Here is an 11,782-nt window from a genome sequence, read left to right as displayed (position 1 = left end):
GGCGCCGCACGCTGACACAAGCGCGACGCCGTGGGAACTGTCCGTAGGCATCGTTTGCGCCGCGCCTTGTGATCTGGATCAAGGCCTCCTCGCCCGCGCTGCGGCATCAGACCCGCATCCGCACCCCGCCGGACTGTTCAGAAAGGCCGCGTCATGGTTGAAGCCCTCATGATCCAAGCTGACCCCGCCCTGATGATTGAGCGCCGCGAGCGCGCCCGCGTCTGGTTCGAGACCCTGCGCGACAAGATCCACGCCGGTTTCGAGGCGCTGGAAGACGCCGCCCCCGCCGAACTGTTCGCCGGAGAGGCCGGCCGCTTCGTCCGCACGCCGTGGGACCGCAAGGAAGGCGGCGGCGGCGTCATGGGCATGATGAGCGGCCGCCTGTTCGAGAAGGTCGGCGTCCACTGCTCGACCGTCCACGGAACCTTCCCCGCCGACTACGCCAAGAATGTGCCGGGCGCCGAGGAAGACCCGCGCTTCTACGCCACCGGCATCAGCCTGATCTGCCACCCGGTCAGCCCGCGCGTGCCCGCCGTCCATATGAACACCCGCTTGATCTCGACGACCAAGACCTGGTTCGGCGGCGGCGGCGACCTGACGCCTGTGCTGGATGCGGACCGCCGCGACGACCACCCGGACACGGTGGACTTCCACGCCGCCATGAAGGGCGCCTGCGACGCCTTCGATCCCGCCTGGCACGCCAAATACAAGCAGTGGTGCGACGAATACTTCTTCCTGCCCCACCGCAATGAACCGCGCGGCACCGGCGGCATCTTCTATGACCACCACGACAGCGGCGACTGGGAGCGGGACTTCGCCTTCACCCAGACCGTCGGCGAGGCCTTCCTCAAGGTCTATTGCGACATCGTCGCCCGCCGGATGCACGAACCCTGGACCGCCGAGGAGCGCGAGGAGCAGTTGATCCGCCGCGGCCGCTACGTCGAGTTCAACCTGCTCTACGACCGCGGCACCATGTTCGGCCTGAAAACCGGCGGCAACGTCGAGTCGATCCTCAGCTCCATGCCCCCCGTAGTGAAGTGGCCCTAAAGGCCGAGGTTCAGGCCGAGACCTGATCGTTCGTCCGGTCCAAGGCCTCTGCGACGGCCCTGGTCAGGCCCGCCACGCTGAGCGGTTTGGTCAGATGGCCGTCGGCCCCCGCGCGATGACTGGCCTCGACGTGTTCGCTCATGGCGTTGGCGGTCAGCATCAGGATCGGCGTCGGCTCGGCGCCTGTGCGGCGCTCGTGGGCGCGCATCTCGGCCGTCGCGGTCAGCCCGTCCATGACCGGCATCTGCATGTCCATCAGCACCAGATCGAAGCCGCCCTCGCGGAAAGCGGCCAGGGCCTGAGCCCCGTCCTCGACCGTCGTCAGCTCAACCCCCAGCGGCTCCAACATGACCTCAACCACCTTGCGGTTGGCCGGATGATCGTCCGCCAGCAGCACGCGCGGCGCGACTGAGCGATCAGCGCGCGGCAGGGCGGCGGGCGTGAAGGCAGGCTCGTCAATCTGGTCCTCGCCTCCTTCGGCAGGCGGCAACGTCAGTTCGAACCAGAAGCGCGCGCCCTCGCCCGGCGGGGATTCGCAGTCCAGCTCGCCGCCCATCAACCGCACCAGATCATCCGAAATGGCCAACCCCAGCCCGCTGCCGCCGAACCGGCGGGTGATGGAGCCGTCCTCCTGCTGGAAACGATGGAAGATGCGCGACTTGAACTCGGCGTCGAAACCAATGCCCGTGTCGGCCACGGCGAAACGGACGCGGTCCTGCTCCAGCAGATCGACTTCCAGGGTTACTGACCCCGTCTGGGTGAACTTCAACGCATTGCTGATGAGGTTGGTGAGCACCTGGCGCAGCCGCACAGCATCACCGACGACCCGTCGCGCCAGGGCGGCGTCATAATCCAGGCGCAACTCGACCCCCTTGTCCAGGGCCAACGGCGCCCACAAGGCGACCACGTCGCGCGCCGCCTGCTCAAGGTCGAAGGGCGCCGGCTCGATCGCCAACTGGCCCGACTCGATGCGGGCGACATCCAGAATGTCCGACAACAGCCGCTCCAGCGTGACGCCTGACGAACGGATGATGTTCACCAGCTCCCGATCCTGCTCGCGCAGGTCGCGCCCAGCCAGGGCCTCGGCCATGGCCACGACGCCGTTCAGCGGCGTGCGGATCTCATGGCTCATATTGGCCAGGAATTCGCTCTTGGCCCGGTTCGCCGCCTCGGCGTGAAGCTGGGCCCTCTTCAGGTGGCGTGACTGTCGCCTCTGCCACAACAGCACCAGCAGCACCGACAGGACAAAGACCAGGCTGATGGCCAGAATCCAGTTTTGTCCCCGGATCACCGCCTGCTGCAGCTGGGTGTTGGCGCGGGCCGTCTCCAATTGGCGACGACGCTGGGCCAGTTGTTGCTGCATGTCGCCCGTCACCTGGTGAATCCCCGCGCTGAAACGCTGGGCGGTGTGCAGGTCACGCTGCCGCTGATACTCGCGCAGGACCTCAAACGCCTCGCGCGACCGGCCTGAGCTGAACAATAGTTCGGCCTCAACCAGGCGTTCCGTTGGGTCGACCGCCCCTTCAGGCGCCAGTTCGCGCAGACGCTCCAGATCGCTGCGGGCGCCCGCAAGGTCGCCCAACCGCGCCCGCGCCACGCCCCGTATCGGCAGGATGTCCAGCGCCAGAAAGGCCTTGCCGTCGATCAGAGCCTCATGGGGCGCCAGACAGTCCAGCACCCCGCGCGGATCCCGCCGCGCATCGGCGACGAAGGCGCACAAGGCGGCGTCATAGGCGCCGAGGCTGTCCAGGTTCGCGCGCTGGCTCAGGCGATGGTGGGCCGCGTAGTAAAGCTCGGCGTTCGGCAGGTCTCCCACCTGAATCGCCATGCGCGTCAGATTGTAGAGGCTGTCGAAATCCGGGCGCGGATATGCAGGATTGGAATCGTCGATCTCGAAGCGACGAAAGGCGTCGGCTGCGCCCGCCACATCGCTCAGCTTCATCAAGCCCATGCCGGTGACTTCCCAAACCCCGGCTCTCGCGGTGGCGGCATAGGGATCGTGGACAGGGATTTCAGCCTCGACCGTCGTCAGCAGGCGCAGGCCTTCGCCGACGCGGTCCTGATCCATCAGAGCCAAGGCGCTCAACCGGGCCGCATGGGCCATGACGAACCAGTCGCGCGTGGTGCGAGCCGTATGCGCCATCTCATTCTCAACCGACAGGTCGCCCTGATCGTAGAGGATGGTCAGAGTGTTCAGACGCGCAATCGCCAGGTAGCGCTGGTCATTCTGGGCGCGCGCCTGCGCCTCCAGACGACTGTTCCACAAGATCGCCTTGTCGAAATCCCCCTGGTTCAGGACCGTCCAGGCGACATGATACAGCCGGTTCAACCCTTCCCGATCACGGCGCTTCATGGCCTCGAGACCGAAGCTCTCCAGCGCCGCAAAGTTCGTATTGGCGGCCCGCTGCTCGACGGCTCTGGCCAGTTCCAGGCCCTGCGTCGACTTCGCCACGGCAGGCGCAGCGGTCGCCAGCACGGCGACCGCGATCAAGGGCGCGCGAAGGAAGGTCTTGAGGCGTACGGAAGACATCCTCACGACCCTAGTCCTGTGGAAGTTGCCTAAGGCTTAGCGCCGTTCGACGAAGCGCGCCACGCCGAGAGCGATCTTCAGGCCGAAACGCCCAGATAGGCGCGTATCCAGTCGGCCAGAACCGCCCGGTCGTTCGGCTCGGCCAGGGTGGCGTGCGCCTGATCCACCAGAACGTCGTCAATGCGCCCCCGGCGCCCCTCGGTCAGGCGGGCGGCGAAGGCCGGATCGAACTCGGGATGGCACTGGAAGCTGATGGCGTCCTGCCCCCAGGCCAGGCCCGCATAGGGGGTGAACTCGCTGGCGATCAGCACCCGCGCATCGGCGGGCGCGGCCACGACCTGATCCTGGTGCGAGACCGGAATGGCGATCGTCGCCGCAGCCGGCGTCATCCAGGCCTCGTCGCTCAGCACGTCATAGCGGTGAAGGCCGACGCCCCAGCCCTTGTCGGACTTCTCAACCCGACCGCCGAAGGCATGGGCCAGGATCTGGTGGCCGAAGCACACGCCCACCAACCGCGTCTTGCCGCGCGCCCCGCGCAACCAGGCGGACAGAGGCTCAATCCACGGCAGGTCCTCATAGACGCCCGCCGCCGATCCGGTGACGATCGTCCCGACGAAAGCCGACGGGTCTTCGGGCAGTTCGCCCGCCTGAACGTCGAAGCGATGGGTGGTCACGCCCTCGCCCAGCATGGCGCGGAACTGGGCGGTGTAGTCGCCGAACGTCTCAGCCAGATGAGCAGGCGGGCGACCGGTTTCGAGGATGGCGATGGCGGTCATGAAATCCACTTGATCGACAGGAGTGAAGGAAGCCTCAGCCACTGGATTGCGGTAGAAGAAGGAACAACGCAATGAGACGAACCGCCCATGCCTTCCTCCGCCGACGCCCAGGCCGATGCGCCGCTTGAGGACCTGGTCGTCCTGATCAATGTCTTCAAGTGCAATGCGCCCCATCAGGACGAACTGATGGAGCGTCTGGCGGATCTGGTGCGTGTTCAGACCACCCTGCCCGGCTTCGTCTCAGCCACCCTGCATCGCGGATTGAACGGTCGCGTCGCCGCCAACCACGCCGTCTGGGCCGACGCTGACGCCTGGAAGGCCATGACCCGCCATCCGCAGGTCGTCGCAGCCATGGGGCCGATCCTGGCCATCGCGACGTTTGAGCCCCACCTTTACGAGCCGGGCGAGATCATCCAGCCCTAAGGCGTTTTTGCCCTAGCCCGCGCGCCAGACCTCGGCTCGACCGCCCGCGTCGCCCAGCGCCTGAACCGTCCAGCCGCAGATTTCAGCCGCCGCCGCCTCGGCGCCCGACGGGGCGTTGACCACCGTCATGGCGCAACCGTTCATCTTCATCGGATTGTTCAACGGGCGCAGCCGCGCCTCGGCCACTAGCACCCGCGACAGCCCCGCCTGCTCCAGCCGTCGGATGAAGCCGTCGAAGGTCTCCAGATCCTTCAGCGGCGTCCAGATCGCCACGCAGGCCGTCGGATCAGCGCGCAACACCGCCGCCGCCGTCTCGGCCGAGCGGACATAGTCGTCGGGCCGCTCGAACGGCGGGTCGATCAGCACCAGCGGCGCCTTCAGCCCCCGCGCCGCGCGCACCGCCCCTTCATAGCCGTCGCCCGCCTGGCCCGTGGCGTTGGGCCAGTGCGCCAGCGCCTCGCGCAACAGCGCCTCGACCGGCGGGTTCAACTCGAAGCCGCGATAGGAATCTTCAGCCCGCAAGGCCCGCGCCGTCAGCACCGGCGAACCGGGATAGAAGCGCACCCCGCCCTGCGGGTTCAACGCCGCGACCTCGACCGCCAGCGTCTCGATCAGCGGCGGCCGCGCCTCGGCGGTCATAAGCCGCGCCACCCCGGCCTCGGCCTCGCGCGAGCGGACCCCATCGCCCGACAGATCATACAGACCCGCCCCGGCGTGAGTGTCCAGAACCGCGACGGGTCCCAAGGCGCCGCTTCGCGCCTGCCGCTCCTTCAACAGCCACAGCACAAGGGCGTGCTTGACCAGATCAGCGAAATTTCCGGCATGAAAGCTGTGACGATAATTCATGGCCGCTCGTCCCTCGCCCCCGTCATCAGGTCAAGTCGTATAAGAAGGGGCGACGCCCCGGCCTCAGGATACGCCATGCTGATCGACCACCCCATCCTCTCCGACGAGGACCGCACCCCCTCCGCCGCCATCGCCGAGACGGCCGAGGACGGCCTGGCCCTGCGCGAACAGCACGGACGCGGCGGCACCGAGGTCGGGGTCAGGCGCGCCGAACAGCTGATGGCGGGCACGCCGCTCAGCGATCGGGATATCAAGTCGATGTACAGCTATTTCGCCCGTCACGCGGTGGACAAGCACGGCCGCTATTGGGCCGACCCCATCAAGCCGTCGGCGGGCTATATCGCCTGGCGCCTGTGGGGCGGGGACGAGGCGCGCGACTGGATCAACAGCCTGCGCGCCCGCCTTCGCGACGTCGGGATTTAGCGCCCGATCAGTCGGCCCAGTTCAGGACGACCTTGCCCGACTTGCCGGACTTCATGGCCTCGAAGCCCGCCTCGAAATCCTGATAGGACATCTGGTGGGTGATCAGCGGCGTCAGGTCCAGACCGGCCTTCAGCAGGCCCAGCATCTTGCGCCAGGTGGTGAACATCTCGCGCCCATAGACGCCCTTGATGGTCAGCGCCTTCAGGATGATCGCGCCCCAGTCCGTCTCCATCGGCTTGGACGGAATGCCCAGCAGGGCCATGCCGCCGCCCATGATCAGGGTGTCGACGCACTGCTTGAAGGCGACAGGCGAACCCGACATCTCCAGCGCCACATCGAAGCCGACCTTCAGGCCCAGCTCGTGCATGACGTCGCGCAGGTCTTCCTTGGTGGTGTTCACCGTGCGCACGCCCGGCGCAACCTTCTGCGCAAGTTCCAGGCGGAAGTCGTTGATATCGGTCAGAACCACGGTGCGCGCGCCCGCGTGACGCGCCACGGCGGCGGCCATCATGCCGATGGGACCGGCGCCCGTGACCAGCACGTCCTCGCCCAGCAGGTCGAACTGCTGCGCCGTGTGCACGGCGTTACCGAACGGGTCCAGGATCGAACCGATCTCATAGGGCACGTCGTCCGGCAGCTCGATGACGTTGAAGGCCGGGGCCACCACATATTCGGCGAAGGCGCCCTGACGGTTCACGCCGATGCCGCGCGTGTCGGGGTCCAGGTGGAAGTGACCGGCGCGGGCCGCTTCGGAGTTCAGGTCGATGACGTGACCCTCGGCCGAGACGCGCTGGCCGATCTTCAGGCGGCGATCCACGTCCTTGCCGATGGCGACGATCTCGCCGGCGAACTCGTGGCCGGTGATCATCGGCACAGGCACGTTCTTCTGGGACCACTCATCCCAGTTCCAGATATGGATGTCGGTGCCGCAGACGGCGGTGCGATGCACCTTAATCAGCACATCCTCGTCGCCCGCGACGGGAATGGGGGCGTCGATCAGCTCCAGCCCTTCGGCCGGTTTCGTCTTGGCCAGGGCCTTCATCATGTCAGCCATGTCGTTTCCTCAAACGCTTTCTAATTCCGGCACGGCCGGTCGCCGGCCATGACGATACAGGCGAACGCCTATTTGATGACGCCCAGTTCCTTGCCCGCCTGGGTGAAGGCGGCGACGGCGGCGTCGATCTGTTCAAAGGTATGGGCCGCCGACATCTGGGTGCGGATGCGGGCCTGGCCGCGCGGCACCACCGGGAAGCTGAAGCCGATGACATAGACGCCCAGCTCCAGCAGGCGCGCCGCCATGTCCTGCGCCAGCTTGGCGTCGCCCAGCATGACCGGGATGATCGGGTGCTCGCCCGGCAGAAGGCCGAAGCCCGCCTCGGCCATGGCCGAACGGAAGCGCGCGGCGTTGGCGAAAAGTTGGGCGCGCAGCTTGTCGCCCTCATCCCCTGCGGCGATGCGGATGGCCTCCAGAGACGAGCCGCAGACGGCGGGCGCCAGGGCGTTGGAGAACAGATAGGGCCGCGCGCGCTGCTTCAGCAGCTCCACCACGTTCGACCGGGCGCAGATGAAGCCGCCCATGGCGCCGCCCAGCGCCTTGCCGAAGGTGCCGGTGACGAAGTCGACCTCGACCCCGCAGTGCGCAAACGAGCCCTTGCCCTTGTCACCCAGGAAGCCGGTCGCGTGGCAGTCGTCGACCATGATCAGGGCCTGATACTGGTCGGCCAGGGCGCGGATCTGGTCGATCTTGCCGATGTAGCCGTCCATCGAGAAGGCGCCGTCGGTGGCGATGATGATGTTGCGGGCGCCGGCGGCGCGCGCCTCCTTCAGCTTGGCCTCCAGATCGGCCATGTCCGAGTTGGCGAAGCGATAGCGTTGCGCCTTCGACAGGCGCACCCCGTCGATGATGGAAGCGTGGTTCAGGCTATCCGAGACGATGGCGTCCTCGGCCCCGAACAGCGGCTCGAAGATGCCGCCGTTGGCGTCAAAGGCGGCGGCGAACAGGATGGCGTCCTCAAAGCCGAGATAGTCGGCGATGGCGCGCTCCAGCTCCTTGTGGATTTCAAGCGTGCCGCAGATGAAGCGCACCGAGGCCGAGCCCGCGCCCCACTTCTCCTGCGCCTTGATCCCGGCCTGCGCGACGCGCTCGTCGCCCGCCAGGCCCAGATAGTTGTTGGCGCAGAAGTTCAGCACGTCGCGGCCGTTGACGGAGATCACCGGTCCCTGACGCGAGGCGATGACGCGCTCGGGCTTGGTCAGCCCCTGGGCGTGAATGTCGGCCAGTTCGGCGGAGACGCGGTCGTAAAAGGCCAGGTTCGTATCTTGGGTCATGTTTGCTCCGCTACGCTGAATTCGGGCAGGTTTGAACCCCTAGTTTGCGGGCGCCGAAGCAGGCTGAGACGAGGCGTCGGCGACGGACCGCAGGGGACTGACCTCAACCTGCCCGCCGCAGGGGGTAAAGGCCAGCGGCAGGGCGATCGCCGTCGCCGCGCCCGGCGCCGTGACGCGCACCGTCTTGGCCGAGGGGCAGGTCGCCTCGCCCTTGTCCTCATGCGGCACGACGGACCAGGCCAGATCGAACCAGGCGGCCTGCTGCGGGCGGATTTCGACCGGCGCCGCAGCACGGCCCTGAGCGAGGTAGCTCCCCGGCGCCTGAACCGCGCGCACGCCGGTCAGCAGCTTGCCCTCGCCGTCCAGCAGGCTGACGGACGGATAGCCGGTCACGGTACAGGCGTCGGGGCCGGTATTGCGCAGCGCCAGGGTGGTGAGACGATGACCCATGCCCGCATCGCCGCCCTCCACCGTCAGGCGGAGGTTTTCAGCAGCGCACGGCGCGCCCGACGGCGGCGGCGCCACGGCGGCGACCGGGCGGCTGCAACGCTCGATGATGACGCCGCCCGCCTGATCCCCCTGGCCAGCGCGGCTGAGCGCGCCGCTCTCCAGCTCGCCCCGGCTGGCCGTGTGCCATTCCAGCCCTTGCCCCGCATAGCGGGCGCCGCTGGCCGAGACGACGTTGGTCAGGACGTAGTCCTTGCCTTCATAGGACACGCGAGCGGTCTGGGCGTCGGGATAGGCGACGGCGATCGTCTTGCCGCTTTCGCAGGCATAGCCGACGGCGGCGGCGCTCTGAGCCGCTGGAGCCTCGATCGGCGAGGTCGGCTCAGCTGGCTTTTCCTGAGAACACCCGGCGGCCAGCAACCCGAACGCAGCGGTCATGGCGATGGACTGGAACGTGGCGGATCTGGTCATGGCGGCCCCCTTGATGCTGCGACCCTGCTGCAACGTCGAGGGCTTGTGAAGGCTCCGCTTGGGCGAAATCGTCAGGGGCGGTTGCGTAACGATATACTATAACATATCAAACTCTCCACCATTGTAACGGGGATGCGTGACATGCGATTTCGGACCTTCCTGCTGACCGCCGCGGGGGCGGCGGCGCTGACCAGCCTGGGCGTCGCTGCGCCAGCCTCTGCGGAAGAAGTCTTCGCCGAAGACGTCGTGCAGCGTCAGTCACAGGGCGACCCGCATGATCACGCCCCTCGCGCCGCCGACGCCTATGAGGTGGATGAAGTCGTGGTGCGCGCCCTGCCCCTGGGCCGCGCGGGCGACGACGTCGGCTCTCACGTCGCCCTGCTCAGCGGCGACGATCTGGTCCACCGGCGCCAGTCGACCCTGGGCGACACCCTGAACAGCATTCCCGGCGTCAACTCCGACACCTTCGGCGGCGGCGCCAGCCGCCCGGTGGTGCGCGGCCAGACCTCGCCCCGCGTCAAGGTGCTGAGCGAGGGCGCGGGCCTGATGGACGCCTCCGAAGTCTCGCCCGACCACGCGGTCAGCGGCGAACCTCTGCTGCTGGAAGGCGTTGAAATCCTGCGCGGCCCGGCGGCACTGCTCTACGGCGGCGGCGCCATCGGCGGTGCGGTCAATCTGCTGGACAAGAAGATCCCGACCCGCGTCCCGGCCAACGGCGGCGAGGGCGTGGCCGAATACCGTCGCGGCTCGGTCGATGACGAGGAAGCGGGCGTGGTCGGCCTGACGGTCGGCGCCGGTAACTTCGCCTTCCGCGTCGAGGCGGCGGCGCGCAAGTCGGACGACTACAAGGTTCCCGGCTGGGACGAACCGCGCCTGGACGGCTCCTACAACGAGACCTCGACCGCGACGCTCGGCGCCTCCTGGATCGGGTCACGCGGCTATCTGGGCGCGGCCTATACCGAACAGACCAGCCGCTACGGCCTGGCCGGCCACAGCCACGAATATGAGGGCTGCCACCCCCACGGCGACCACCTGCACTGCGGCGGCGGGCACGACCATGGTCACGACGATCATGATCATGGCGACGACGATCACGGGCACGAACATGAGGGCGAGCACGACCACGCCGCCCCCGAGGTCCGCCTGAAGAGTCGCCGCGTCGACCTGCGCGGCGAACTTCGCGACCCGCTGCCGGGCATCGAGAACGTGCGTCTGCGCGCCGGCTACACCGACTATGAACACAGCGAACTGGAAGAAGGCGTCGTATCGACCACCTTCACCAACAAGGGCTACGACGGCCGCATCGAGGCCCAGCACCGCGAGATCGCCGGCTTCCGCGGCGTGGTCGGCCTGCAACTGAGCAAGAGCGACTTCGCCGCCATCGGCGAGGAGAGCTTCCTGGCCCCCAGCACGACCAAGAACACAGGCCTGTTCGTGATGGAGGAGTACGAGATCGGCCTGTGGCACCTGGAAGGCGCCCTGCGTCAAGAATGGCAGGAAACCTCGGCCATCGGTCTGCCGGATACCGAGCACAAGCCCTTCTCCATCTCGGGCGCGGCGGTGTGGCACTTCACCCCCGGCTGGTCCGGCGCCCTGTCGCTGTCGCGTTCGCAGCGCGCCCCCTCGGCCCAGGAACTGTACGCCGACGGCGTTCACCTGGCGACCAACACCTATGAGATCGGCGACACCAACCTGGACATCGAGACGGCCAACTCCATCGAGCTGACCCTGCGCAAGACCGAAGGCGCCCTGACCGGCTCGGTCAGCGCCTACCACTACATCTATGACGACTACATCTTCGCCCGGACGCTGGACCAGTTCGAGGACTTCCGCCTGATCCGCTACAGCCAGGCCGACGCGACCTTCACCGGCATCGAGGGCGAGCTGACGCAACAGTTCACCCCGTGGCTGTCGGGCACGGTGTTCGGCGACTACGTCCAGGGCGAGCTGAAGGGCGACGGCGGGAACCTGCCCCGCATCCCGGCGGCGCGGGCGGGCGTGCGCCTGGCCGCCTTCCAGGGGCCGTGGTCCGGCGACGTCGAATACAGCCGCACCTTCAAGCAGACCGACATCGCCGCCTTCGAGCACGAGACGCCGGGCTACGACATGGTCAACGCCACCGTGGCCTATGACATCGACCTGGGGCCGGTGCGCTCGCAGATCTTCCTGCGCGGGACCAATCTGCTGGACGAGACGGCGTTCAATCACGCCTCCTTCCTGGCCGAGACGGCGCCTCTGCGCGGCCGCAACCTGACGGTGGGCGTGCGCGCCCGCTTCTAAGGTTCTTCGACACTGCAAAAAACGAGGGGCGGGATCCGACGGATTCCGCCCCTTCGTCCGTTGGAGTCTTGTCGGTTCGGACAGGACTAAGCCCCGTATTACAGGAGTTTAATCCGGGAGAGCGAACGCGCCCCTTTTCGGCGCACATCGTTCTTTAATCGAGTCGATGCGATCGACGGGACAGGGCGTCGGTCGCGAGCGTGCCTGTTTT

The 11,782-nt window shown here is 67.4% G+C and carries 10 protein-coding genes; 4 read left to right on the top strand and 6 right to left on the bottom strand.

What is annotated here, in order from left to right; translation table 11 throughout:
- Nucleotides 1-192 precede the first annotated feature (192 nt).
- A complete protein-coding gene (gene hemF, locus AC3IPP_RS05560) occupies nucleotides 193-1,047 on the top strand; it encodes an oxygen-dependent coproporphyrinogen oxidase (protein ID WP_489151044.1) in 855 nt (284 codons plus the stop codon).
- 10 nt (nucleotides 1,048-1,057) lie between these two features.
- On the opposite strand, the gene AC3IPP_RS05555 is transcribed toward hemF, so the two are convergent.
- Nucleotides 1,058-3,577 carry a hybrid sensor histidine kinase/response regulator gene (locus tag AC3IPP_RS05555; RefSeq protein ID WP_489151043.1) on the bottom strand — a complete coding sequence of 840 codons (2,520 nt, stop codon included), beginning with the start codon at nucleotides 3,575-3,577 and terminating at the stop codon, nucleotides 1,058-1,060.
- A gap of 77 nt (nucleotides 3,578-3,654) precedes the next feature.
- On the bottom strand, nucleotides 3,655-4,353 hold the full coding sequence (locus tag AC3IPP_RS05550; protein ID WP_489150649.1) for a glutamine amidotransferase-related protein: 699 nt from the start codon (nucleotides 4,351-4,353) through the stop codon (nucleotides 3,655-3,657).
- 87 nt (nucleotides 4,354-4,440) lie between these two features.
- Here AC3IPP_RS05550 and AC3IPP_RS05545 point away from each other — a divergent pair, with 87 nt between their 5' ends.
- Nucleotides 4,441-4,776, top strand: coding sequence for an antibiotic biosynthesis monooxygenase family protein (locus tag AC3IPP_RS05545; protein ID WP_489150648.1), 336 nt, complete (start codon nucleotides 4,441-4,443; stop codon nucleotides 4,774-4,776).
- 12 nt (nucleotides 4,777-4,788) lie between these two features.
- On the opposite strand, the gene rlmJ is transcribed toward AC3IPP_RS05545, so the two are convergent.
- Nucleotides 4,789-5,622, bottom strand: coding sequence for a 23S rRNA (adenine(2030)-N(6))-methyltransferase RlmJ (gene rlmJ, locus AC3IPP_RS05540; protein ID WP_489150647.1), 834 nt, complete (start codon nucleotides 5,620-5,622; stop codon nucleotides 4,789-4,791).
- 75 nt (nucleotides 5,623-5,697) lie between these two features.
- On the opposite strand from rlmJ, the gene AC3IPP_RS05535 reads away from it, so the two are divergent.
- Nucleotides 5,698-6,045, top strand: coding sequence for a hypothetical protein (locus tag AC3IPP_RS05535; RefSeq protein WP_489150646.1), 348 nt, complete (start codon nucleotides 5,698-5,700; stop codon nucleotides 6,043-6,045).
- 7 nt (nucleotides 6,046-6,052) lie between these two features.
- Here the strand turns inward: AC3IPP_RS05535 and tdh are convergent, their stop codons facing one another.
- From tdh to AC3IPP_RS05520, 3 genes are all read right to left on the bottom strand, one after another.
- The gene (gene tdh / locus AC3IPP_RS05530; RefSeq protein WP_087140214.1) at nucleotides 6,053-7,099 is read right to left on the bottom strand and encodes an L-threonine 3-dehydrogenase; all 1,047 of its coding nucleotides are present in this window, start codon (nucleotides 7,097-7,099) and stop codon (nucleotides 6,053-6,055) included.
- A 68-nt stretch (nucleotides 7,100-7,167) separates the two neighbouring features.
- Nucleotides 7,168-8,373: a glycine C-acetyltransferase gene (locus AC3IPP_RS05525; RefSeq protein WP_489150645.1), complete on the bottom strand. Its 1,206-nt coding sequence runs from the start codon at nucleotides 8,371-8,373 to the stop codon at nucleotides 7,168-7,170.
- Between the two features lie 39 nt (nucleotides 8,374-8,412).
- Nucleotides 8,413-9,291: a DUF4232 domain-containing protein gene (locus AC3IPP_RS05520; protein ID WP_489150644.1), complete on the bottom strand. Its 879-nt coding sequence runs from the start codon at nucleotides 9,289-9,291 to the stop codon at nucleotides 8,413-8,415.
- Between the two features lie 141 nt (nucleotides 9,292-9,432).
- Here AC3IPP_RS05520 and AC3IPP_RS05515 point away from each other — a divergent pair, with 141 nt between their 5' ends.
- A complete protein-coding gene (locus AC3IPP_RS05515) occupies nucleotides 9,433-11,571 on the top strand; it encodes a TonB-dependent receptor domain-containing protein (protein ID WP_489150643.1) in 2,139 nt (712 codons plus the stop codon).
- The last annotated feature ends 211 nt before the right edge of the window (nucleotides 11,572-11,782 follow it).

The sequence above is a fragment of the Brevundimonas sp. KH_060 genome (assembly GCF_057838275.1).
Note: the sequence above shows the minus strand (reverse complement) of the source record. Positions and strands in the feature narration are given on the sequence as shown.